24 protein-coding genes are annotated in these 24,031 nt (G+C 59.7%); 9 read left to right on the top strand and 15 right to left on the bottom strand.

The features are described 5' to 3' along the window. Positions 1-615: 615 nt before the first annotated feature. The 8 genes from KQI26_RS06000 to KQI26_RS06035 form a co-directional block, all read right to left on the bottom strand. Entirely contained in the window at positions 616-1,473 is an 858-nt protein-coding gene (locus KQI26_RS06000; RefSeq protein WP_216503697.1) for a DUF4438 domain-containing protein, read from the bottom strand. A 45-nt stretch (positions 1,474-1,518) separates the two neighbouring features. Continuing rightward, entirely contained in the window at positions 1,519-2,277 is a 759-nt protein-coding gene (locus tag KQI26_RS06005; RefSeq protein ID WP_216503698.1) for a dipicolinate synthase subunit DpsA, read from the bottom strand. Positions 2,278-2,551: 274 nt separating this feature from the next. Beyond that, positions 2,552-3,109, bottom strand: coding sequence for a chromate transporter (locus KQI26_RS06010; protein WP_216503699.1), 558 nt, complete (start codon positions 3,107-3,109; stop codon positions 2,552-2,554). Then, entirely contained in the window at positions 3,106-3,687 is a 582-nt protein-coding gene (locus tag KQI26_RS06015) for a chromate transporter (RefSeq protein WP_216503700.1), read from the bottom strand. The genes KQI26_RS06010 and KQI26_RS06015 overlap by 4 nt, the downstream gene beginning before the upstream one ends. A gap of 448 nt (positions 3,688-4,135) precedes the next feature. After that, the gene (locus KQI26_RS06020) at positions 4,136-4,816 is read right to left on the bottom strand and encodes a cell wall hydrolase (RefSeq protein WP_216503701.1); all 681 of its coding nucleotides are present in this window, start codon (positions 4,814-4,816) and stop codon (positions 4,136-4,138) included. Positions 4,817-5,038: 222 nt separating this feature from the next. Further along, positions 5,039-6,385 (bottom strand): penicillin-binding transpeptidase domain-containing protein, encoded by a 1,347-nt coding sequence (locus tag KQI26_RS06025; protein WP_216503702.1) that lies wholly within the window; start codon positions 6,383-6,385, stop codon positions 5,039-5,041. Further along, a complete protein-coding gene (locus tag KQI26_RS06030; protein WP_216503703.1) occupies positions 6,372-8,135 on the bottom strand; it encodes an FtsW/RodA/SpoVE family cell cycle protein in 1,764 nt (587 codons plus the stop codon). Before KQI26_RS06030 ends, KQI26_RS06025 begins: the two co-directional genes overlap by 14 nt. A 171-nt stretch (positions 8,136-8,306) precedes the next feature. Next, entirely contained in the window at positions 8,307-8,987 is a 681-nt protein-coding gene (locus KQI26_RS06035; RefSeq protein WP_216503704.1) for a YitT family protein, read from the bottom strand. A 773-nt stretch (positions 8,988-9,760) separates the two neighbouring features. On the opposite strand from KQI26_RS06035, the gene KQI26_RS06040 reads away from it, so the two are divergent. Then, the gene (locus KQI26_RS06040) at positions 9,761-10,291 is read left to right on the top strand and encodes a hypothetical protein (protein ID WP_216503705.1); all 531 of its coding nucleotides are present in this window, start codon (positions 9,761-9,763) and stop codon (positions 10,289-10,291) included. 134 nt (positions 10,292-10,425) lie between these two features. On the opposite strand, the gene KQI26_RS06045 is transcribed toward KQI26_RS06040, so the two are convergent. The 4 genes from KQI26_RS06045 to KQI26_RS06060 form a co-directional block, all read right to left on the bottom strand. Further along, a complete protein-coding gene (locus KQI26_RS06045) occupies positions 10,426-11,370 on the bottom strand; it encodes an AEC family transporter (RefSeq protein WP_216503706.1) in 945 nt (314 codons plus the stop codon). A 568-nt stretch (positions 11,371-11,938) separates the two neighbouring features. Next, positions 11,939-12,766, bottom strand: a complete 828-nt coding sequence (locus KQI26_RS06050) for a MetQ/NlpA family ABC transporter substrate-binding protein (RefSeq protein ID WP_216503707.1) — start codon at positions 12,764-12,766, stop codon at positions 11,939-11,941. A gap of 72 nt (positions 12,767-12,838) precedes the next feature. Then, the gene (locus KQI26_RS06055; protein WP_216503708.1) at positions 12,839-13,516 is read right to left on the bottom strand and encodes a methionine ABC transporter permease; all 678 of its coding nucleotides are present in this window, start codon (positions 13,514-13,516) and stop codon (positions 12,839-12,841) included. Next, on the bottom strand, positions 13,516-14,247 hold the full coding sequence (locus tag KQI26_RS06060; RefSeq protein ID WP_216503709.1) for a methionine ABC transporter ATP-binding protein: 732 nt from the start codon (positions 14,245-14,247) through the stop codon (positions 13,516-13,518). Before KQI26_RS06060 ends, KQI26_RS06055 begins: the two co-directional genes overlap by 1 nt. A gap of 580 nt (positions 14,248-14,827) precedes the next feature. On the opposite strand from KQI26_RS06060, the gene rpsF reads away from it, so the two are divergent. The 3 genes from rpsF to rpsR are packed head-to-tail and all read left to right on the top strand — an operon-like array spanning position 14,828 to position 15,844. Next, positions 14,828-15,121 carry a 30S ribosomal protein S6 gene (gene rpsF / locus KQI26_RS06065; protein ID WP_204751998.1) on the top strand — a complete coding sequence of 98 codons (294 nt, stop codon included), beginning with the start codon at positions 14,828-14,830 and terminating at the stop codon, positions 15,119-15,121. Positions 15,122-15,146: 25 nt separating this feature from the next. Next, positions 15,147-15,566, top strand: a complete 420-nt coding sequence (locus KQI26_RS06070) for a single-stranded DNA-binding protein (protein ID WP_216503710.1) — start codon at positions 15,147-15,149, stop codon at positions 15,564-15,566. A gap of 29 nt (positions 15,567-15,595) precedes the next feature. Continuing rightward, entirely contained in the window at positions 15,596-15,844 is a 249-nt protein-coding gene (gene rpsR, locus KQI26_RS06075; protein WP_216503711.1) for a 30S ribosomal protein S18, read from the top strand. A 579-nt stretch (positions 15,845-16,423) separates the two neighbouring features. On the opposite strand, the gene KQI26_RS06080 is transcribed toward rpsR, so the two are convergent. Next, positions 16,424-17,329 (bottom strand): alpha/beta fold hydrolase, encoded by a 906-nt coding sequence (locus KQI26_RS06080; protein ID WP_216503712.1) that lies wholly within the window; start codon positions 17,327-17,329, stop codon positions 16,424-16,426. A gap of 313 nt (positions 17,330-17,642) precedes the next feature. On the opposite strand from KQI26_RS06080, the gene KQI26_RS06085 reads away from it, so the two are divergent. The 5 genes from KQI26_RS06085 (at position 17,643) to KQI26_RS06105 (ending at position 21,576) form a co-directional block, all read left to right on the top strand. Continuing rightward, positions 17,643-18,680, top strand: coding sequence for an NADH:flavin oxidoreductase (locus KQI26_RS06085; RefSeq protein ID WP_216503713.1), 1,038 nt, complete (start codon positions 17,643-17,645; stop codon positions 18,678-18,680). Positions 18,681-18,783: 103 nt separating this feature from the next. Next, a complete protein-coding gene (locus KQI26_RS06090) occupies positions 18,784-19,689 on the top strand; it encodes a GDSL-type esterase/lipase family protein (RefSeq protein WP_216503714.1) in 906 nt (301 codons plus the stop codon). 4 nt (positions 19,690-19,693) lie between these two features. Continuing rightward, positions 19,694-20,182: a DUF4358 domain-containing protein gene (locus tag KQI26_RS06095; RefSeq protein ID WP_216503715.1), complete on the top strand. Its 489-nt coding sequence runs from the start codon at positions 19,694-19,696 to the stop codon at positions 20,180-20,182. 28 nt (positions 20,183-20,210) lie between these two features. Continuing rightward, a complete protein-coding gene (locus KQI26_RS06100; protein ID WP_216503716.1) occupies positions 20,211-20,723 on the top strand; it encodes an RNA polymerase sigma factor in 513 nt (170 codons plus the stop codon). Next, the gene (locus KQI26_RS06105; protein WP_216503717.1) at positions 20,710-21,576 is read left to right on the top strand and encodes a DUF3298 and DUF4163 domain-containing protein; all 867 of its coding nucleotides are present in this window, start codon (positions 20,710-20,712) and stop codon (positions 21,574-21,576) included. Before KQI26_RS06100 ends, KQI26_RS06105 begins: the two co-directional genes overlap by 14 nt. A gap of 557 nt (positions 21,577-22,133) precedes the next feature. Here KQI26_RS06105 and KQI26_RS06110 read toward each other — a convergent pair. Together KQI26_RS06110 and alr are read right to left on the bottom strand one after the other, a co-directional pair. Continuing rightward, positions 22,134-22,586 (bottom strand): 8-oxo-dGTP diphosphatase, encoded by a 453-nt coding sequence (locus KQI26_RS06110; protein ID WP_216503718.1) that lies wholly within the window; start codon positions 22,584-22,586, stop codon positions 22,134-22,136. Positions 22,587-22,649: 63 nt separating this feature from the next. Further along, positions 22,650-23,777, bottom strand: coding sequence for an alanine racemase (gene alr, locus KQI26_RS06115; protein ID WP_216503719.1), 1,128 nt, complete (start codon positions 23,775-23,777; stop codon positions 22,650-22,652). Between the last annotated feature and the right edge of the window lie 254 nt (positions 23,778-24,031).

A 24,031-nucleotide genomic window follows, 5' to 3' on the forward strand; every position in this document is an offset into this window, starting at 1 on the left:
CCGTTCCACCAAATCATCAACAGACAATGCAAGGCGTTTTAACCACAACAATTCTTATCGAAAAATAGTATACCGATGCAGAGATCCCCTTGTCCAATTCATTTACATAATAAGAAGCATCTGCATTTATTTAAAATGTTGATAAAATATACCTTCTCATCCTCGTTGGGGTTTTCTTTGTGTCCCCGCACACAACGAACCAAACCAGCAAAAAAGCCTCCCTATTCGGGAGGCTTTTTTTGACTCTGCACCCATATTTTTCTTTGCCCTGCGGTATCGAACCAGCCTTTTCTGTGGCACTTGGCAGCGGCAGGGGCCCCGCCTGGGGCGCGAAAAAGGTCGGGGAAAAAGTCCCGTGTCGGGACAGCCATACTTTCTTTGCCCTGTGGTATCGAACCAGCCTTTTCTGTGGCACTTGGCAGCGGCAGGGGCCCCGCCTGGGGCGCGAAAAAGGTCGGGGAAAAACTTAGTTTTTCCCCGAGCGCTAACGGCGGCGTCACCTACCGATTTGCAAGTTATTTCGGCTTTATGCCGAAATAACACGCCGCCAATGGCGAAAAAAAGCCTCCCTTTTCGGGAGGCTTTTTTTCGGCAATGTTCGCCGCAGCGAACATTTTAGCGCACGAAGTAGTCGTGGAGGTTGGCGTTTTTGTCAATAAACGCTTCGATCAGCGGGGTCTTGCAGGTCATCAAGGTGGTGACGCCAGGGCCGTGACCGGCCAGGATGCAGTCGGAATGCACCACAACGCCGATGGTCATAGCACCGGTCATAAAGTTGCGGCCGAAGCGGGTGTCGGCATCGGTGATGGCCACGATATCGCCGAAACGCAGGTTCTGGAGGCCATATTCCTCGGTGATCTTCTTGTCGTGGAGGGTGATGTCATAGTCACCATAATAGGAAGTGGAAGCGCCCAGGCCGCTGCCCATGATGCAAGCGGGAACGATCTTGGCCACGCCCACTTTCAGCTTGCCGTCCTTCTCTTCAATGTTCATCTTTTCCAGCAGCTCGGGGCTCATGTTCCGCAGCAGGATGTCGGGATAATCGATGAGCTTCATGCCCTGGCCCTGGCTGCGCACATCGATCTTATCGCCGATGGTCATCTTCTCCATGGTCTCCTGGTCGAAGTAGCACAGCAGATGCTCGCAGCCGCCGTGCTTGCCGGTGACAAAGCCACGGGCGCCCTTGGCGTCGCCGCTCATGACAATGGCGGTGTTGCCGATGCAGGACAGGCCCTGGAGAGCGGCGTTATAGTCGTCGTTTTCATTGCGGGCGGTGACGCCGGGCTCCAGATGGTCGGCGGCCCAGCCCACGCACCGGTCGCCGATCTTGGCGTTGAGGGTGATGCCGCCGGTGGCCGGCAGAGTGAACGGCTCGCCGTCGATGGTATGGCGATAGGCCTGGGCCCCCTTGGAGTGGCGCACCTGGCCCTGAACCAGCAGCATGGGCAAATCTTCACGGTTTGTTTTCAGCATGACGAAATTTCCCCTTCCTTGATAATAGTAAGGATCTTCTGTCTTTCACTGTACCACATTCCCCCCTGTTTGAAAAGACCCCTGGGCGAAAAATCCAGCCCCCCCTGGATTTCCGGCCAATTCCAGATACAGGCTGTCTTTTTCCAAAAGCCCGGCCTGGCCCTCCCCGATCAGAAGAGCGGGCACGGTGTTGAAAATCACCCCGGCCCCCTTCAGCCCTTCTGTAAGTGTATCCGGGGCAAGCAGCCCCTCCGCCCGGGCCTGGGCTCTGACCTCTGGCCGCCTGGCCCACACCCTGGGCCGGGTGATGCCGGACAGCGCCCGGCACAGCGCCTTGCCGCACCGGCCATAGCCCAGCACCAGGCACCGGGTATCCCCCAGGCTTTCCTGGTGGTGACCCATGGCCAGCTGTAAGGCCCCTTCGGCGGTGATGGCGGCGTTGCGGCACAGGAAGTCCTCCCGTGCGCCGTAGTCCACCAGGCGCAGGCCCTGTTTTTCCGCCAGCTTTTGCAAGCGGGCGCTCACCTGTCCCCCCAGCACCAGAGTGCCCCGGGGTATGGCCTCCAGTATCTGCTCCATGGGCCATTTGTGCTCGTTGCAGAGCGGGGCGTTGAGCAGTCCCTCCCGCTCCACCGGCAGGGGCAGCAGTGCGCACCCGGCTTCCTCCAGCGCCCCTTCCAGCTGTTTCTCCCCTTCCGGCAGGGCAAAGCGTGTGACCGGAAAGCCCTCTTGTTCCAGAAGGCGGCCCAGGAGGATTTGCCGCCCGTCGCCGCCCACCAGGGCACATTTGAATGGTTTCCCCATCCCCTCACATCCTTTCCCCCCATCCTATGCAGCGGAGTGCCTCCGCGGGCATACTTTCTTTGCCAGCGTGACGCTGGACCCAAAACTCGCTGAAGGCCTCATGCGTTGTTTGCCTTTCTGCTCCGGGTGTGATAAACCATCACCCGGAGGGAGCCAAAGTGCACTCCTGGCCGAAAGCATGGAAAAAGCCTCCCTTCCGGGAGGCTTTTCCTTTTCTTCGTTTGGTTGTCTGTCACAAGGCAACGAAAGTTATGGGTCCAGCGTCACGCTGGCATTATACCAAACCGTAGAACAATGCGCCCGCAACGCCGCAGGCCACCATCACATAGATGGGGTTGGGCTTCCATTTTCGCAGCACCACCAAAGCGGCGGCGAAAAGCACCACGGCGAACCAATCCAGGGCGGCAAAGCTGAAAGCGCCGTCACCCCACAGGGCGTTGGCCATCAGGCCATAGCCGGAAGCGGCGATCAGGGCCACAACGCCGGGGCGCAGGCCCTTGACGATGCCCTGCACCATCCGCAGGTTCCGGTATTTAAAGAAGAAGTAGGACAGCAGCAGCACGATGACCAGGGAGGGCAGGATGCAGCCGAAGGTGGCCACCACAGTGCCCAGGATACCGCCCATCCGGATGCCCACAAAGGAGGCCGAGTTGATGGCGATAGGGCCGGGGGTCATCTGGGAAATGGTGATGATATCGGTAAATTCCTGAGCGGTCAGCCAATGATTGACCTTGACCACCTGTTCTTCGATGAGGGGCAGCGCGGCATAACCGCCGCCGAAGCTGAAGGCCCCGACCTGGACAAAAGCCCAGAGAAGCTGAAGCAGGATCATGCGGCCTTGCCTCCCTTCCCCGTCTTTTTATCCTGGACGATCACATTGATGGCGCCCACAACGCCGCAGGCCAGGATGACGAACACCACATTCAGGCTGGTGAACAGGGCCACGACCAACGCCGCGCACATGACGATGATCCAAAGAGCATCCTTGGTTTTGACAACGCCCTTGGCCATGGTGCAGACCACATCCACGATGACGGCGGCCACGCCGATGCCCATACCCTTGAGCACCAGGGACACCACCACATTATCCCGGAAGGCGGTATAGAACTGGGAGATCACCGACAGGATGACCATGGGGGGCAAAACGGTGCCGAAGGTGGTCACCAATGCCCCGGGGATCCCGGCCAGGCGATAGCCGATGATGATGGAGGAATTGACGGCGATAGGACCGGGGGCCGATTGGGCGATGGCGATCAGGTCCAGCATTTCCTCTTCATCGATCCACCCCAAGGTCTCAACGAACTTCTTGCGCATCAGCGGCACGATCACATAGCCGCCGCCGAAGGTGAAGGCGCTGAGGGTGAAGGTGGAGATAAAGAGCGTCCAGAAAAACTTCAGGTCTTTTTTCAAGCGTTCACACCTCTTTCTTTGTTTCCCTGTCTACTATACGCCCCCCTCGCTCATAAGTAAAATAGTATATTCATATCAAAGGCATAACTTCTCCCTTATACAGCGTGGTCCTGTGTCGGGCAGCGTGACGCTGGCGGGGTGTCCCCGCCGCCACACTCTCCCCGGCTGTATGGGTTGCAGGCCTCGATGCTCCGGCTCCGCCGGAAGGGGCTATTGTGCAATCCTGGCGGCGTGGTCCCGTGACGGGACGGCCAAGCAGCGTGACGCTGGACCCATACTTTCTTTGCCTTGGCAGGTTGTGTTTGCTCGGGCAAAGAGAGTATGACCGCCCAGGCACTGGGCCAAAGAAAAGCCTCCCTTGTGCAAAGGGAGCCGCCAGCCCCTTGCAAAAACTCAAAAAAAGCTCTCCTGAAAAGGAGAGCTTTTTCTTTCAACTTCGTTCTGTTGCTCAGCGCGGCAGCGCAGTATGGCTGTCCCGACACGGGACCGCTGCAAAGAAGCGGTGGCCTTCCATTTCAAAGCAGAAAGTCAGGCTGTTTTCAAACCAGGAAGCGGTTTTGGCTGCCGTGTACTGGGGCGCGTAAAAATACAGGGCCCCGCCGGTGGTATCCGGCTCATAGACGGCGGCATATACCGCGTTGATGGTCTCATCGCTGGGGTGCCACTTGGGGTTGTAATAATTCTGAATGGAAATGGGAAACTGTTTGGGGGCGTGGAGCACCTCGCTTACAGTTCCGGGAAACCGGCTGGCCAGCACCCGGTTGACGATCACATTGGCCACGGCGATCTTGTGGGCATAACTGGCCCCGCGGACTTCCCTCTCCACCACATATTCCATCATGGAAACCTCCTGGGGCGTCAGGCTGATCTTGGGGGTGGGCTTGGCCGCCTCCGCCGCCAGGGTCTCCTGGGCCGGTTCCGTCTGGCTCAGCCCCTCGGGGCTCTCCGGCAAAGGCGCCTCGCACCCCTCTGGCTCTTCCTCCAGCACCTCCTGCCGCACCAGCTGGCACAGGCTATGCAAAATGCCGTACAGCTCCTGTCCCGGCGCCGGACTGTTTTCCGCCGCCTGAACAGGCAGGGCCAGCATCCCCATTGTGCAAAGTGCAGCCACCATTTGTTTTTTTCCCATTTGGGCATCCTCCTTTTTTCCGCCGGCTTTTTTGAAAAATCCGGCCTTTCGTTCCTTATAGAGAAGTATGCCCCATTTTATCCGGTTTCTTCCGTCTTTTTTTGCCGTAAACGGGAAAAAGACGAAAAAAGGCGGACGAGCCTTTGGAAAAAACAGCAAAACCCCCTTGAAGCGGCAAAAACCGCTTCAAGGGGGCTGCAAGTGCCTGCGGGGGCCCCCCGCTTACCGTCCCACAGCGGCGGCCAGCACCTGTTTGGCGATGTTTCCCGCCACCCGGCTGCCGCTTCCCCCGTTTTCCACCAGCACGATGAAGGCCAGGGGATTCTCTTCGCTCTGGAGAAAACCGGTGAACCAGGCGTTGGGTTCCTTGTCCCCGCCCACCTGAGCGGTGCCCGACTTGGCGCACAGGCCCAGGCCTTCCAGTTTTCCCTCACCGTAGTTGTTGAGCACATTGTCCCGCATCATGGAAGAAAGGGCGGCGGCGGTGTCCCCGTCGATCAGCTCCCCGGTCTGCTTATTGCCCAAAGCGTCCAGCAGTCCGCCGCCGTCCAGCACCAGCTGAGGCAGCGCGGCCTTGCCGCCGTTGGCCGCCGCGCCCATAAAGGTCATCATGGCGCAGGGGTTCAGAAGGTCCTCGTCCTGGCCGATGCCCGCCCAGGCCAGGCTCCCCTTGTCTTTGCCGTCAAAATCAAAGGAGCCCTTGGCGGTGTCGATGCCGCTCACTGAAATGGAATCCATCAGCCCGGCCTTTTCGGTGACTTTCTCCATGGCATCGGCCCCCAGCTCGGAAGCCAGCTGACCATAGACGCAGTTGCAGGAGACGGTGAAGGCCTCCCCGATGGTCAGATCGCCGTGGGCCTTGGGGCAGGTGATCTTGGCCCCGCCGATGATGATTTCCCCATCGCAATGGAAGGTGCGGTCCATCAGATCGTCCATATTCTGGATGGCGGCGGCGGTGGTCACCGTTTTGAAAATGGAGCCGGGCACCACGCTGGCCGACAGGAACCGGTTGAGATACACCCCTTCATAGGCCGGATCGTCATCGCTGATCTCCGGGGGGTTCTGAGGGTCATAGGTGGGGGTGGACACCATGCAGAGGATCTCCCCGGTTTTGTAGTTATAGACCCCCACGGTGCCCTTGGCCCCGTTCAGCGCTTCATAGGCCGTGGCGCAAAGCTGGGAATCCAGGGTGAGGGTGATGTCGGTCCCTCCGGTGACGCTGACGCCGGTAACCGGGTTATAGCCGCTGAGCTTGCCCGCCAGACGGGTCTGGACGCCGGTGCCGATGCGCCCCTGAGGATCCCCCACGGCGTGGAGAGTGGCCATGCGCACGCTTTTGTCTTCGCTATACTGCCGTTTGCCGTCCTTGGTTTCGGCCAGCACCACGCCGCTGCGGTCCAGCACCGCCCCACGGCTCAGGCCGCCTCCGGCGTACAGATGCTGGTTTGCCGAAAAGGAGGCCCACTGGCTGCCGTGGACGAAAAACCGCACCGAAAAGATGCACAGTCCCAGCACCAGGGCCCCGGACAGAAGCAGGCAAAGGAGGGCCCGTTTTTCAATCTTCTTCATAATGATCAGACCGTTCCTTTCTTTTGCGCTTGGGCTCCAGCTTGATGGCGAAGCTGGCATTCTGACGGGTATCGGCGGCCTTGAGGAAGGCCAGCAGCCCCCAGGAGCTGACCATGCTGGAACCGCCATAGGAGACGAAAGGCAGGGTGACGCCGGTGAGGGGCAGCAGATCCACCGAGCCGAAGATATTGAGAATGCTCTGGAACACCAGCAGGGATGTGGCGGCGCAGGCGGCGATGGTATAGAAGGTAGACCGCCCGGCCTTGGTGCACCGCACGGCGAAAACCGCCAGCGTGACAATGCACGCCACCGACAAAAGGGCGATGATCAGCCCCCATTCTTCGCACAGCATCCCGAACACCAGGTCGGTATTGGCGGCAAAAACCCCTTCCAGCCAGCCCTTTCCGGCGCCCACGCCCACGAGACCCCCGGAAGCGGCGGCGCACATGGTGCGGGTCTGCTGGAAGCCTTTGCCGCTGGCCTGTTCCCACACATGGCCCCACACGGCAAAGCGTTCGGCGATATAGGGCTTGAACCGCAGCACCATCATGCCCGCAAAGGCGGCGCCGCCGGTGATGAGGGACAATGTGGCGAAATCCCCCGAGCGGAGGAAGGCAATGACCAGAAAGGCAATGAAGAAGATGGCGGCGGTGCCGAAGTCCTTCATAATGGCCAGACACCCCAGGCAGAAGCCGGTGAACAGGATGAAGCCATAGAGGTTCCGCTTGGTAAAGAGCTTATCCAATGTGGCGGCCCCGGCATAGACATAGGCCACTTTGATCAGTTCCGAGGGCTGGAAACGGATACCGAAGACCTCCACCCAGTTGCGGGCGCCGTGGCTCACCCCGGCGATGGCCAGGTTGATGACAAAGAGCACCACGGCCCCGGCCCCCATCAGGTAGCGCAGGCGAGATGCCCGCCGCAGATCCCGCAGATACCAGCCCAGGGCCAGAAAGACCACCAGGCCTGCAAGGATCATGAAGAATTCCTTCAGCATTTTGCCGGGGACCGAGGAGGCCGTCACCGCCAGGTTGAGGGTGCACAGGAAAAAGACGATGATCTCCATTTCAAAGCCCACCCGGCGCATGGCCCGCAAGGCGAACACATAGCACCACATGGTGCAGGTCAAACCGAAGAAGGCCAGAGGGATCTGGGGGTTCCACTCCCTTCCCTCGGCCGCGGCGAACTGGATGACGGTGAGGAGCTGGAAGAGGGTGAGGATCACCAACGAGCCCCAGGGAGGCACCGGGCGGCTTTTCTTCCGCCGCTTGGCGATCTCCCGCTGTTTTTCCTCGTGGGGCACCGGCAGGAAGAGCAGTTCCACGCCGCCCAGTTCCAGGGTATCCCCTGGGTGGATGGGGGTTTTGCCCTCCGCCTCTTCCCCGTTGACCAGGGTACCGCCTTTGCTGCCCAGGTCGGTGATGGTCCACTCCCCTTCATCGTCCCGGATCAGGCCGGCGTGGGTGCGGGACACGCTGGGGTAAGAAAGCACCACATCGGAGGAAGGCGCCCGGCCCAGGGTATTTTCCCAGTGGGCGATGGGCAGCTGTTCCCCTTCGGGGGTCTCCAGGTAGCCCCAGGTCTCCGCCGGGTTTTCCACCCGCAGCAGAGAGCGGAGCACATCGATGAGCACCCCCAGGGCCAGAAAGGGCATGACGAAGCGGATGGTATTGGTATACCACAGCCCCGCCTGGGGGATGCTCTCCAGAAAACGAAACAGTGGCTCAAAAAACAAATTGATCTGATCCATAAATATTATCTCCTACCCGGTGTCGGTCCCGTGTCTCCGCACCCAACCTGCGCTGCCGCACTAAGCAATAGAACCAGGGCTGGTTGTGTCCATCTAGGCAAAGAGAGTTTTGGCCGTCCGGACACCGGACCAAAGAAAGTTACGGCCGTCCGGACACCGGACCAAAGAAAGTTACGGCCGTCCGGGCTCCGGACCCTTTTTCGGGATGCACTGACGCAGGGTATCTTTAAAGGTATCGTGGTGTACCGCCTTCACATCAAAATGCACCAGCCGGAAGACCACCTGCATCACAGGCCCGCCCAACAGGGTGAATACCACCGTACCCAGCCCCACCTGGCCGCCCAAGAGGAAGCCCAGCACCAACGCCACCCCTTCCACGGTGGCCCGGCACAGGCCCACCGGTTTTCCGGTGCGGCGGGTGAGGATGACCATCAGGCTGTCACGGGGCCCGGCGCCCATGGCGGCGCTGATGTAGAGCCAGATACCCAGAGCCATCAGCACCATGCCGCAGAAGCCATACAGGAGCCCCGGCAGGAATGCGCCGCTCATTTTGGGGATCAGTCCCGCTTCCAGCACCAGGTCAATGAGCAGGCCGATGACGAAGATATTCAGCAGCGTACCGAAGCCCAGCCGTTCTTTGCAAAGGAAATCCACCACCACGATCAGAAGGCCCACGGCCATGGAGGCCTGGCCATAGGTGAGGGGCGTCTGACGGGAGATGCCGTCGTGGAGGGCATCCCATGGCCCCAAGCCGATGTTGGCCTGTTTCATAAAGACGCTGGCCAGCGCCAGCAGAAAAAACCCCACGAACAGGATGACAAACCGTTTCCCTAAATCCTTCCATCTTCCCATTGTTTTTCCCCGTTTCTCTGTGGTTTACTCCCCCCAGCATACCATATTCCCCGCCTTCCTGCAAGGCGGAGTGCCTCCGCACCCATACTGCGCTGCCGCGCTGAGCAACAGAACCAGGGCCGGTTGTGTACCATAGGGCAAAGAAAAGCCCCCCTTGTGCAAAGGGGGGACAGACCGCCGCAGGCGGTCAGGGGGGATTGGCGGATTGTCTCCGCACCCATACTGCGCTGCCGCGCTGAGCAATAGAACCAGGGCCGGTTGTGTACCATAGGGCAAAGAAAAGCCCCCCTTGTGCAAAGGGGGGACAGACCGCCATAGGCGGTCAGGGGGGATTGGCGGATTGTCTCCGCACCCATACTACTCTGCCGCGCTAAGCAATAGAACCAGGGCTGGTTGTGTACCATAAGGCAAAGAAAAGCCCCCCTTGTGCAAAGGGGGGACAGACCGCCATAGACGGTCAGGGGGGATTGGCGGAGTGCCTCCGCACCCATACTGCGCTGCCGCGCTGAGCAATAGCACCAGGGCTGGTTGTGTACCATAGGGCAAAGAAAAGCCCCCCTTGTGCAAAGGGGGGACAGACCGCCGCAGGCGGTCAGGGGGGATTGGCGGATTGTCTCCGCACCCATACTGCTCTGCGACGCTGGGCAACAGCACCCAGGCCGGTTGTATGAACCAGGGCAAAGAAAGCATGGCCGTCCGGACACCGGACCGCTGCTTGACGGTTTCACTGGGGTGTAGTATACTAAACTCATAAAAAGAAAGGGGGATTCCCTATGAAACGGATGAAACGGAAACGGATCATTTTCGCCCTGCTCACGGTAGTGGTGCTGGGGGCCGTCACCGCCGTTCAGTACCGCTGGTGGCAGCAGGACAGGAGCGTCCCCACGCCGGAGGACGGAGAGTATTATCTGGTCAATGCCTCCTGTTATGAACGGGATGCAGGCAAAGGCGAGCGGCTGGGCAAGATCCCCCTGGCCCCGGAGGACACAGAGGCTGTCACCCAGTTCCTTCAAAGCCTGAAACCCACCTGGGAGGATGGCGATAACCCGGCCGCTGTTCCCTTTGGCCAGTCCGATGGCATCTGGCTGGAAACCGGGGACGGCCGGTACCTGGTCACCCTGTTTTCCCAGGACACCTCCCCCAATCCCCGCTGCCTGATCACCCAGGGTGAAGGGGAAGATGCCCGCCGGTGGATGTGTCAGGCCCCCGATGCCGATACCTTCCGGCAGATGCGGCAGTTGATTAAGGATTACCCCGGCGCTGTCCAGTGGTATTTCGAGTACGGCGAATACATCGAAGCCTAACGCAAGCACAAAAAAGCCGCCCTTTCGGGCGGCTTTTTCTATGCACGCTGCCAGGATTGCACCGTAGTCCCTTCCAGGGCTGGCTCGCCAGCCCTGGACCACTCAGGCCCACAGCGCATCCCAGCCTGGGAGAGTTATGCCAGCGGGGGCACCCCGCCCCAGAGGAATTCGGCGGCGGTGATGAGCAGGGGCATGGTGATGGCCGAGAGCAGCGTGGTCACGGCCACGATCCGGGTGCTGAACAGGTAATCGGTGTCAAACATCTGAGCCATCATGGCGGAGATCACGCCGCTGGGTGCGGCGATGCCGATCACCAGGGCCATGGCCACGGTGCACTCAGCCCCCAGGAAATAGAGCACCGCCATGGACAACAGCGGCGCCACGATCAGCTTCAGGAAGGAAAGGATGTACACCGTCTTGTCTTTCAGGCAGGAGAGCACCTTGGCCTGGGAGAGATAGACCCCCAGCACCAGCATGGCCAGCGGCGTGTTCAGGCTGCCCAGGTAGTTCACCGCCTGGAAGATAGGCCCGGGGAGCTTCCAGGGGGAGCAGAAGAGCAGAATGCCGCCGAAAAGGGCCAGGGTACCGGGATTCATCAGGATGCGGTAGAAATTCACCTGCCGGCTGCCCCGGAGCATACTCACCCCATAGGTCCAGGCCAGGACGGTGGCGGTGACGATGCTGGCCGAGCCCAAAAACACCCCTTGGGAGCCCAGAAGGGCCTGGAGCAAGGGGATGGCCATAAATCCGTTATTGGAAAAGATGACGCACATCCGTGCATCCCGGGCATAGGGCTGCTTGCTTTTGCCATAGAGAATGGTCATCATCCCGATGACCACCACAAAGGTAACAAAGGCAAACCCAAAGGCCTCCAGCAGATCCAGGGCCTCTTTTTGATCGAAAGGGCGCTGGTAGGAGGCGATGAGCACGGCCGGGGTGACGATATTGAGCAGCAAAGTGGAAAGCTGACGGGTGCCGCCATCGTCCAGGATCTTCTTCCTATATAATAGGTGTCCCACAAACATCAAAAGGAACATCACCACGATCTGATTGATGATGGTTGACGCAGTCCCGCCCATCTTCCTTCCTCCCTTTTCCCTCAAAAGCACTAAATTGCTGCCTTTTCATTCTACCCCTTCCCCTCTCCCCCTGTCAAGCAGCGGCGGAGTGCCTCCGCTGTCATACTGCGGCGGAGTGCCTCCGCTGTCATACTGCGCTCCCGCGCTAGGCAATAGAACCAGGGCCAGTTGTATGAACCAGGGCAAAGAGAGTTTTGGCCGTCCGGACACCGGACCGCTCCCGCGCTGGGCAACAGAACCAGGGCCGGTTGTATGAACCAGCGCAAAGAGAGTTTTGGCCGTCCGGACACCGGACCGCTCCCGCGCTGGGCAACAGAACCAGGGTTGGTTGTATGAACCAAGGCAAAGAAGCCTCCCTTGTGCAAAGGGAGGTGGCGGCGAACGCCGCCGGTGGGATTGGCGGAGTGCCTCCGCTGTCGTTCCTGTCTCCGGGTGGCGAGCCGCCACGGCCGTTCCTGTCTCCGGCATCATACATTATTTGGCCTATTGCTCCGGGTGTGATAAACCATCACCCGGAGCACAGGAGCAAACAGCCCATACAGCCTTCAGCGAGTTTTGGCCGCCCGGACTACCGGGCTGCCGGAAACACGGTTTCATAGTTCTCTTCAATATAGGTGCGGATCTCCTCACCCTGGAGCACCTCGATCAGCTTCTCCAGGGCCGGGTTGTCGTCTCCCTCCCGAATGGCCACAATGTTGGCAAAGGTCTGGGCCGCCTGGCTGTCAGCACTTTCGCTCACCAGCAGCTGATCCACCACATCCCCTTCCAGAGCGTAGTTGCCGTTGATCACACCAATGTCCAGATCGGCAAGGCTCCGGGGCAGAATGGCGGCCTCCAGCTCCACCAGCTGCAATTTCAGCGGGTTCTCCTCAATGTCCTGAGCGGTGGCCGTCAGCCCGGCCCCCTCTTTCAGGGTGATCAATCCTTCCTGCTCCAGAAGCTGCAAGGCCCGGGCCTCGTTGGTGGGGTCGGAGGGCACTCCCACCTTGGCCCCCTCGGGCAGGTTCTTCAGATCGTCACATTTCCCGGCGTAAATGCCCATGGCCTCAAAATGCACCGCTCCCAAAGATTCCAGGTGTGTGCCGTTTTCCTCATTGAAATTGTCCAAATAGGGCTTGTGCTGAAAGAAGTTGGCGTCCAGCTCTCCACTCTCCAGCGCCTGGTTGGGCAGGATGTAGTCGGTGAACTCCTGGATCTCCAGTTTGATGCCCTCCTTCTCCAGAATGGGCGCCGCCTGCTGGAGGATCTCCCCGTGGGGCGAGGGGCTGGCCCCCACCTTCAGCACCACCTGATCTCCCTCTTGCTTGTCTTTTTCTCCCTGCTGGGCACAGCCCCCCAGAGCCAGAACACCTGCCACACACAAAGCGGCAACGCGAATCAAATTCTTCTTTTTCATCGTAATTTCCTCCAAAATAGTGCTTATTTTATGATTATTTCGTAATTTCTTGGAAGCAAAGGGGCGGCATCGCTACCGCACCCGCTCCTCCATCCGCCGGGCCACAAGGACGCACACCCCCTGGAGCAGCTGCACAAAGAGGATGAGCAGCACCAGAGTGGCCATCATCACCCCGTATTCATACCGATGATAGCCATAGCGGATGGCGATATCCCCCAGGCCGCCGGCGCCCACGGCCCCGGCCATGGCGGAATAGGCGGTGAGGGTCACGCCGGTGATGGCCAGCCCCCGCACCAGCGCAGGCGCCGCCTCGGGCAAAAGCACCCGCCAGGCGGTTTGCAGGGGCGTGGCTCCCCAGGCCCGGGCGCTTTCCACCAGATTGGGGTCCACCTGGGCCAGAGCACTTTCCACCAGCCGGGCCACAAAGGGAGCCGCTCCCGCCACCAGAGGCACCAGAGCCGCCCGTGGGCCGATGGTGGTCCCCGCCACCAGCCGGGTGAATGGGATCAGGGCCAGCATCAGGATGAGGAAGGGCACCGACCGGCCCACATCGGTGATGGTGCCCAGCAGAGCATAAAGCCTTTTGCGCCTGTGCATTCCGCCGGGGGCGGTGAGGGTCAGCAGTACCCCCAAGGGCAGGCCCAGGGCATAGGAGCAAAGTAAGGCCCCGAAGGTCATCAGGCAGGTCTCCCCCAGCCCTTGCCGCAGCATGGGGGCATATTCATGGAAAAATTCCGCCAACGCTTCCATTACAAAGCCCCCCTTTCCAGCGGTGCAAAGGGCTGGAAAGCACCCTCCAGCACCTGGGCCGTCTGGCCCATCTGGGTCAGCTTCCCCTCCCGCAGCAGGGCGGTATGGGGACAAAGGGCCCGGGCCGCATTCATGTCGTGGGTGATCACCGCCATGGTCACGCCTCCCTCATTGATCTGGCGCAAAAGCTCCAGGATCTCCCCGGCGCTTTGAGGGTCCAGGGCACTGGTGGGCTCATCACAAAGCAGCAGCCGTGGCTTTTGACAGAGGGCCCGGGCGATGGCCGCCCGCTGCCGCTGTCCGCCGGAAAGCTGGGCGGGATAGGCTCCGGCCTTGTGGGCGATGCCCGCCTGCCAAAGACTCTCCTCCACCCGCTGGGCGATTTCCTGCCGGGGCAGCCTCTGCATCTGAAGGGGCAGAGCGGCATTCTGCGCCACAGTGCGGCGGGAGAGCAAACGGCAATCCTGAAAGACGGTGGCGATCTGCTGTCGGGCCCGGCGCTTTTCCCTGGGGGAGCTTTGGGCAAAGCACACCCCATCCAGCACCACCCGTCCCCGGGTGGGCTCTTCCAGCAAGGCCATCAGCCGCAGCAATGTGCTTTTTCCCGCGCCGCTGGGGCCCACGATGCCCCAGCACTCCCCCTCCCCCAGGGTAAAGGACACCCCGCTGAGGGCCTGCACCGGGCCCTCCCCTGATGCATAGGTTTTTTCCACTTGTTCTAGTGTGATCATATTGGTTCCTCCTTTTCTCCTTCCCCGGCGGGTTCACACAGCCGGGGCCTGGAGGGGGAACAAAAAAAGCTCCCGCCCTCCAGGATGAATCGATCCTGTTAAGGGCGAGAGCTAAAAGCTTCCGCGTTACCACCTTCATTCACGCCGGCCTCACGACCAGGCGCCTCTTCGGGTGCAGGCCCAAAAAGGCCGATACCCTATTGCTGTAACGGGCAAACCCGTCGCCGCCTAAGGGAGCATTTCCCCTCGGGGCGCGACTCCGAGACCATCTTCGCCGCCTGCTCCCTTTGCCCGTTTTCAGCTGCCCGGGCTCTCTGTCAAAAGGTCTCAAAGCGGTTACTCTTCTCTTCGCTGTCTTTGCGCTGCTGTGAACTTGTCACCCAGTATACGCCGGGAAAGCCGGGAAAGTAAAGGGTGTTTTTTCATAAACCGAAGGTGATTTTTGAGGGATGTGTTGTGCAAAAGGCCGGAAAGGAAAAATGTGCTTGACTTTTGAGGGCGCAGAGGATAATATTCTAGTGTTATCCTTGTCCGCAGGGAGTGCTGCGGGCCACAAGTCCAAAAGGAGGTGCGATTTATTATGCCGAAGATCACAGGCAAGTACGAGACCGTATTCATCGTGGATGTCAACCTGGGCGAAGAGAACATTGCCGCTATGGTCGAGAAGTTCAAGACTCTCATCGAAAATAACGGCACTGTGACCAATGTCAACGAGTGGGGCAAGCGCCGTCTGGCCTATCCCATCAACGACATGAACGAAGGCTACTATGTTCTCATCGAGTTTGAGAGCAAGCCCGAATTCCCCCACGAGCTGGACCGTATCTACAACATCACCGACGGCATCATGCGTTCGCTGATCGTCGCCCAGAACTAACCCGGGCGAAAGGAGCGTTGTTATCATGCTGAACAAAGCGATCCTGATGGGTCGGCTCACTGCCGATCCGGAACTGCGTCACACCCAGAACAATATCCCGGTCACATCCTTCACCCTTGCGGTGGACCGCACATTCGGTCAGGATAAGCAGACCGATTTCCTGGATATCGTGGCCTGGCGGAACACAGCGGAGTTTGTGTCCAAATGGTTCCACAAAGGGATGCTGGTGGCCGTTTCCGGCCGGATCCAGACCCGTACCTGGGAGGATAAGCAGGGCAGCAAACGCAAATCGGTGGAAGTAGTAGCGGACGAAGCTTTCTTCGCTGAATCCAAGAAGGACAGCGCCCCCCGTTCGGGGAGCGACGCCCCTGTTCCCTTTGATCTGCCCCCTGCAAGCGGCGACTTTGCGGAGCTGGGCCCGGATGACAGCGAACTTCCCTTCTGACCCAATCTTTGAAAAGGAGGACATCCCAAATGACCAATGAAACCAGAAGCGAGCGGCCCATGAGAGAGCGCCGCCGCAGAAAAGTTTGCCAGTTCTGCGTGGACAAAGTAGAGCATATCGACTACAAGGACACTGCCAAACTGCGCAAGTATATCAGCGATCGGGCAAAGATCCTGCCCCGCCGCATGACCGGCACCTGTGCTATGCATCAGCGTCAGCTGACCGAAGCCATCAAGCGTGCCCGTCACCTGGCTCTGCTGCCCTATACTTCTGACTAAGTGAGCCAGAATGTTCGCTGCGGCGAGCATTCTGCACAAAAACCCCCTGGAGGAAACCTCCAGGGGGTTTTTTGGTCCCGTGCCGGGCAGGTTATTTGCAGCCAGGCAAAGAAAATTTTGCCAGCGGCGGCTCGCCGCTTCCCCGGCCTTTTCGCCCCCAGGCGGAGTCCCCACCGGGGCCAAGTGCCACAGAATAGCCATGGCGGTTGTACTTGCTCAGGCAAAGAGAGTTTTGGCAGCGGGGCCACCCCGCTTGCCCAGCTCGGGAGCGCAGTATGGGAGCGGCGGCTCGCCGCTTCCCCGACCTTTTTCGCCCCCCAGGCGGAGTCCCCACCGGGGCCAAATGCCACAGAATAGCCATGGCGGTTGTGTTTGCTCAGGCAAAGATGGCTCCCTTGTGCAAAGGGAGCTGTCGGCGAACGCCGACTGAAGGATTGGCAGCGTGACGCTTCGCCGCCAGGATTGCAGGGCAGCTTTTCCCGGCGTTGGCTCGCCAGCGCCGGAGCAGAAATGCCAACAAAACATACAGCCTGGGAGAGTTTTGGCCGTCCCGACGCGGGACTCACGCTGGCACGGGACTCACGCCGGCAAAAATCGGAGCACATCCTGATAGACCTGCTCCCGGTTGGTTTCATTCAGTACCTCGTGGCGAGCGCCGGGATAGAGCTTGCACTCCACATGATGCAGCCCGGCCCGGCGGTAGTTTTCCTCCACCTGGCGCACACCCTTTCCGTAAGCCCCCACCGGGTCCTTGTCCCCGCTGATGAGCAGCAAGGGCAGATCGGGGGTCTGCCGGAAGGTTTCCCAGCGGTTCGCCCGTGCGATGGCGGAAAACAGATCCCCGAACCCCTTGGTGGTAAAGGTGAAGCCGCAGAGAGGGTCGGTGATGTAATCGGCCACCCGCTCTTCGTCCCGGCTCAGCCAGTCAAAGGGAGTGCGGGGGTTTTCGATCCCCCGGTTGAAATTGCCAAAGGCCAGCCGTTCCACCAGCCGGTTGGGGCTTCCTCCCCCCTTCCGGCACAGCGCCCCCATCAGTCCCGCCCCGGCCTGCTTGCCGCCGGTGCCGCTGAGAATGGCCCCTTGCAGCTCCTTCCCGTACCGGGTCAGATAAAGCCGCAGGGCAAAGGAACCCATGCTGTGACCCAGAAAGAAGGCGGGCATGCCCGGGTACTTGCCCTGCATATAAATAGTCATCAGATGCAGGTCGGTCACCAGCAGGTCAAACCCCTTTTTCGGGGCAAAATACCCCAGTTCTTCTTTGGTGCGGGCGGTTTTCCCGTGGCCCATGTGGTCGCAGCCAAAGGCGATGTACCCATTTTTCGCCAGGAGATCCATAAACTCCCGATAGCGGCCCATGTGCTCGGCCATGCCGTGGGCGATCTGCACCATCCCCCGGGGCCGGTCGGGCACATAGGCCACGCCATAAACCTGCTGCCGCCCTCCTGCCGAGGGAAACCGGTGTTCCAATATTTTATAATTTTCCATATTCTTTTCCTCTCCTGGTAGTTTCTTCTCCTTTTTTTCCATGGGTCAAAAAAATTTTTCTTGTTTTTGGCCCGGGGGCCCCTTCCCCCTTGCTTTGGGGTGTGATATACTGTATAAAATGGTCGTAAAATGTGGATTTTTCTGCCGGCCCGCCTGATGTATTCCGGCGGGTTTGGCAACATTATACCATAGCTGCAAGTCCATACAGACTTGCACGCCGCCAATGCGGCGTAAAATCAGCTTTGCTGATTTTTGCTATGTTGATATTATAGCATATTCATCCAGGGAAAAAACACCGATTAGGAGGATTTTTGTGACATCGCTCTTCACCCCCTTGCATCTGGGGGGACTTTCTCTGAAAAGCAGAGCCGTCCGCTCGGCCACCCAGGACGATCTGGGTACCGCCCAGGGCCAGATGACCCGGCAGGAATTGGCTCTTTATACCCTTTTGGCCCGGCAGAATGTGGGGCTTATTTTCAGCGCCCATTGTTATGTATCCCCGGAGGGCAAGGCCTCTCCCCTGCAAAACGGCCTGGACAGCGAGAAAAACCTGCCCATGCTCCAGAAAATCGCCCAGAGCGTCCATGCAGAAGGTTCCTGCATGGCCATGCAGATCAGCCACGCCGGAGCCAAGGCCCCCGGCGGCAAAGCCCCCTCGGACTTTTCTGCCCAGGAGCTGGAAAATCTGAAACAGGCTTTTGTCCGCAGCGCCCTGATCACCAAGGAAGCGGGGATGGATGGCGTGCAGCTCCATCTGGCCCATGGCTATCTGCTCTCCCAGTTCCTCTCCCCGCTGATGAACAGCCGGAAAGATGAATACGGCAGCAGCAATGAAAACCGCATCCGCTTCCCTCTGGAAGTGCTGCGCGCCCTGCGTGAGGCCTGCGGCAATGACTTCCCCCTTTTCATCAAGGTCAACTGCAATCTGCCCCAGCCGGAACTGGAAAAAGAATATGAGCAAGAGCTTCTGCTTCTGCTGGAAGAGTGCAAAGAACTGGGCGTTGCGGCCGCCGAAATCAGCGGCTGCGATTTCCGCGCCTTCCCCCCTTCCGCCGAACCTTATTATCTGAAGCAGGCCCGCTCGCTGCAAAAAGCCGGCCTGCCCCTGATCCTGGTGGGCGGCATCCGCTCGGGCAATGACGCCCAGGCCTGCCTGGATGCAGGCTTCCCCCTGGTGTCCTTCTGCCGTCCCTTTGTGTGTGAGCCGGAATTTTTGCAGAATGTGCAGCACTCCCCCTCTCACCGCTCCCCCTGCATTGGCTGCGGCCAATGCTTCCGCCAGCTTTCCACCCATGGCCGCCTCTGTCCTCTCCGGGAGGAAGGCGCCGACCGGGCGCTGCTGGCCCTGTAAAAAAATTTCCCACTTTTTTTGGCCGGGGATAAACTTTTTTTCCCCCTGGCCCCGTCTAATCAATCAGAAAGACACAGCCACAACGGTTTTGGAGATAAACGCTATGAAAAAAACACTACGCGCTCGCCGCCGCCGTCGGCGCCGGGCTTTTCTGGCAGCGGTGACGCTGCTGGTGGGCCTGGGCGGCGTGAGCCTTGTTTCCGCCATCGTCCGCCTGCCCGTCCACTCGGTGCCCGATGCTCCGGACACCACCACCGAACCGGAGGATATGTCCCCGGACGGCGAAGAAAACACCAAAGAAACCTCCCCGGAAGAAGGGGAACAAGACAACACCTCCCTGGAGGAAACGCCCAAAGAGGAAAACTCCTCTCCCCCGCCCCAGGCGGCCGCCTATGATTATTCCCAGCCGTTGCCCGAAAGCGCCCCTGGAGCCGAAGGGGCCTTCCAGAACAGCCTGTTCATTGGCAACTCCATCACCGATGGCATCGCCCGCTACGGCATCATTCCCGGGGCCACGGTCTACGCCAAAAACGGCCTGACGGTGACCGACGCCCTCACAGAACCGGTGGTAACTTCCGGCTCGGGCCGCATCACCGTGGAGCAGGCCCTGCAGACCCGGCAGTTTGACCGGATCTATCTGATGTTCGGCATGAATGAACTGGGCTTTAGCAGCGAAGAGCAGTTTGTCACCCGGTACAGCAATCTCATCGACCGGATCTGGGCCTTACAGCCCTCGGCCACCATCTATGTGCAGAGCATTCTGCCGGTGACCGCCGAGCGCTCCCAGAAGGATTCCACCTTCAACAATCCCAAGCTCCAGCATTTCAACGAGCTGATCCGGCAGATGTGTGCCGAAAAACAGGCCTTGTTCCTGGACGCTCACAGCGCCCTTTGCGATGAAAGCGGCGCTCTGCCTGCGGAGTATTCTTCCGACGGCATCCATATCACCAAAGAAGCCTATGGCGTTTGGTTTTCCTATGTGAACACGCATATCTGGGGAGGTAATTAAATCTATGTTCAAGATAAGATCCCGGGCGATCTTCGCCCTTTGCCTGGTGCCCGCCCTGTACCTGGGGGGCTGCCAGAAGAAAGAAGCAGAAGCCAAGAACCCCGATCCCGGGAAGCTTGCCAGCCAGCTTCTGTCGGACACCACCTTCCAGGATAAGCTGGAGGAGACCGACAAGGACGCCGCTCTCACGGTGCTGGGCCTGGAGAGCTATGAGGACAAGGTATCGGACTGCGCCATCTATCTGGGCACCGGGGCCACCGCAGAGGAAGTGGTGGTGCTGAAAGCCAGCGATGAAAAAGGGGCCCAGGAGATCAAAGCCGTTCTGAAGGAAAACCATCTGCCCCGGCTGAAAGAGGACTTTCAGAACTATGTCCCCACCGAAGTGCCCAAGATCGAAGACGCCGCCCTGTATGCCAAGGGGCAGACGGTAGCGCTGTGCGTTTCTTCGGACAGCGACAAAGCCCTGGAGATCATGGAAGAAGCCATGGGCTAGCCCCCCTTCCACCCGGCGAGGGCACACCATGAGAAAGAAGGATCAAGAGCTGCGGGACGAATTCATCCAATTTGTCACCCAGCGTCAACAGGAGTTTTACCGTCTGGCCTTTCGCTATACCCATGACCAGGACGGAGCGATGGATGTGGTGCAGGAGGCCTTGGAAAAGGCCTTACGAGCCTTGCCCTCCCTGCGCCAGCCGGAATATATGAAGACCTGGTTTTATCGGATCCTGGTCAATGAGAGCCTGACCTATCTGCGGAAAAACAAACGGGTGCTTTTGCCTTTGCAGCAGGCCCTGGAGGAACTGCCCGCCCTTCTGCCCCCGGACACGGCCCAGACCATGGATCTTCACGACGCCATCGACCGGCTGGAACCCCAGCTGAAAACGGTGGTCATGCTGCGCTTTTTTTCCGATATGAAGTTTTCTGAGATCGCTCAGGTCACCGATACCAACATCAACACAGTGAAATCCCGGCTCAAGGCGGCCCTAGGCCGCCTGCGCCTGCATCTGGAGGAGAACCCAAATGACACCCCATGAACTGCGAAAACTCCATGAGAGCATCCCTGTGCCGCCGGAGCTGGAAGAGCGGGTGCAAAAGGCCCTGCGGCCCAAACGGCGGCCCATTCGTTTTGTTGCCCGGACGATGACGGCCTGCGCCGCCTGTGCTGCGCTGTTTGCCCTGTCGGTGAATCTGTCTCCGGCCTGGGCGGCCAGTTTGTATGAAGTGACCCTTCTGGGGGATGTGGCCCAGTTCTTCACCTTCCGGGAAAGCCACGAGGTGAACGAAGCCACCGATATCCAGGTGCGGGTGCCTGCCATCCGCGGCACCGGCGAGAGCCAGCTGGACAAGGAGATCAACCAGCGCATTGCCGACAGGATCGACGAGCTGGAAGCGGAGGCCACCCGCATGGCGGAGGAATATCTGGAGGCCTACAACGCCACCAAGCAGCCGGGAGACCCGGATTTCTGGAAGATGAAGGTGGAGATCGACTATGAGATCCACTACACTACGCCGGATGTGGTGTCCTTTGTGCTCAACTCCACCATTACCGGGGCCAACGCCTACACCCAGCAGTATTTCTATAATATTGATCTGAAGACCGGGGAAGATCTCACCCTGGAAGGGCTTTTGGGGCCGGATTACATCGACCTGTGCAACCAGGCGGTGAAGGAAGGCATGGCCAAGAAGATGGCCGAAGACCCGGATGCCATGTATTATTCCCGGGACGATGAGGACGAATTTGACGATGATTACGCCTTCCAGACCATTGAGCCGGACCAGTCCTTCTATCTCAATGAGCAAGGCCAGGTGGTGATCGTATTCCCCAAATACGCCATTGCCCCCGGTTATATGGGAATCCAGGAATTTGTCGTTCCCCAGGCGGGGTAACCCCGCTGTTGTTCCACTTTGCTGGGTGCCCCAGCGTGACGCTGGACCCAAACTGCGCTCCCGCGCTGGCGGCGAGCCGCCGCTCCCATACTGCGCTCCCGCGCCGGGCCGGTTGTACGCAGAAAAGCAAAGAAAGTATGGCCGTCCGGGCCCAGTGCCTGGGCGGCCATATTGCGCTCCCGCGCCGGGCAACAGAACGAAGGCCGGTTGTGTCCACCCAGGCAAAGAGAGTATGGCCGTCCGGACACCGGACCAAAGAGAGTATGGCCGTCCGGACACCGGACCAGCGGGGCGCCCAGCCCTTGAGAAGTGCAAAAAGCCACGCACAGGTCGCGGCTTTTTGCGGATTGATAGGGGGAGGGCGGACGACCCTTTTCGTTATATAGGTTTTTCGACAGTCTGAAAAGGCCTTCCCAAAGGAAGGCCTTTTGTGTTCGGTTTGGTTCGATTACTGGGTGCGGCAGCACCGCTTGGCCGTGGCGGCTCGCCACCGCGGGAGCGCAGTATGGCTGTCCCGACACGGGACCGGCGTCACGCTGGGGAGAGGATGGCCACCGTCACTCCAATTTGCTGCTCACCAGCTTGTCCCCCTGGTAGACCAGCTTGAGGGAAAAGAAGGGCGCATCCTCCCGGAGCAGCCGGAGAAACTCCCTGTCCCCTTCCCACAGGGGCAGGGAGAGCACCTCGTCCTTTTCCACCCACCGCAGTTCCCCTTCATCGCAGGGAATTCGCTCCCCCTCAAAGCCATGGGCCGTGAACAGATGCATATACTCGGTTTCGTACTGATCCGAGACAAAGGTCACAATGCCCCGGAAGCGGTACTGGGTCAGGCGCAGGCCGGTCTCCTCCTGCACCTCCCGCAGCAGGCAGTCCTGGGGGCTTTCCCCTTCCTCGAACTTCCCCCCTACCCCGATCCACTTCCCGGCATTCTCGTCCTGCTTCTTTTTGTTGCGCAGCAGCATCAGGTATTTTCCGTCCTGTTCCACATAGCAAAGGGTGGTATTTTTCATGGCAATGCCCTCCTTCTTTTCAAAAAAACCGCCCCCGACCCACCGGCCGGAGGCTGTCCTTCCTTATCTGCGGTAGACCCGCAGCACAATATTGGGGTCGATGGAAGCCAGCAGACTGTGTACATTCTGCTCCACATGGTCGGCCAGCTGGAACAGCGAAAGCAGCTCTCCCTCGTCCCAGCCCAGCAGGGTGACTTCGTCATAGAGCCGGCAGGGAATGCCGGTAATGTCCACGAAGCACTGATCCATGCACACGCCCAGGTACCGGGTCCTGTGCCCATGCACCAGCACCGGGCCATAGGTCATGGCCAGATTGCGGTTGAGACCGGCGCTGTACCCCACATCCACCGTGGCCACGGTGGTTTTCTTGTCGGCGATAAAGTGGCGGCTATAGCCCACGCTCTCCCCCGGCTCCAGATCCTTGATGTTGGTGATGAAGGCCCGCCAGGTGGCCGGTTCCTCCACCCCCAGGGGATTTTCGTGGTTCTGGATGTTGCTGTAACCCATGTACAGGCTGCCGCAGCGCACATGGGTGCAGTAGCTCTCTTCAAACCAGATGGCGGCGCCGGTGTTGGCGGTGTGGATGTACTGGGGCTGAATGCCCCGGGCCTGCACCTGCTGGAGGCCCTTCTGGAAGAGGGCAAACTGCTCCTTGGCGTATTGGCTCTCCCGCTCTCCGGCGGTGGCATAGTGGGTAAAGACGCCCACCGCTTCCAGGTTCCCCGCCTGAGCGATATGATCCAGCAGTCGTTCCAGATCGGCGCCGGGTTTGACGCCGATGCGTCCCAGGCCGGTTTCGATCTTGATATGTACCTGGCCGGTATGGCCGGCATCCCGGCAGGCCCGGCTGAACAGGTCCACCCCTTCTTTATTGAACACCGTCATCTGGAGGCCGTATTGGGCGGCATAGGGGACGGCATGGGGAGGCAAGGCCCCCAGGATCATCAGATCCACCGGGATTCCGGCCTCACGGATCTGGATGGATTCGGCAATATGGGCATTGGCCAGAAGGGGCATCCCCATATCGTGCATCAGCCTGGCCACTTCCACGGTGCCCAAACCATAGGCGTTGCCCTTGACCACCGGGATCATGCCACGCCCCGGGCCGATGTGACGCTGGATGCGTTCCACATTCCGGCGTATCTTGCCCAAGTCCACCTCCAAATAGGAGTTATAATGCTCTAAATTCAAAAAATCACCTCACAGGGGCCAGAACACCCGCTGCGGCGGGTGTTGCCCCAGGTTTCTTCCCAGCGGCTTTCGCCGCTGGGCCCCTCCTGGGCCATTGGCGGCGTGTTATTTCGGCGCAAGGCCGAAATAACGATCATATCGGAAGCTGACGCCGCCGCTGGCCCTCGGGGAAAAACTAGGTTTTTCCCCGACCTTTTTCGCGCCCCAGGCGGAGTCCCCGCCGGTGCCAAGTGCCCCAGAAACACCCCTTTGCA

It is taken from the genome of Intestinimonas sp. MSJ-38, assembly GCF_018917925.1.
Classification (GTDB): Bacteria; Bacillota; Clostridia; order Oscillospirales; family Butyricicoccaceae; genus Pseudobutyricicoccus.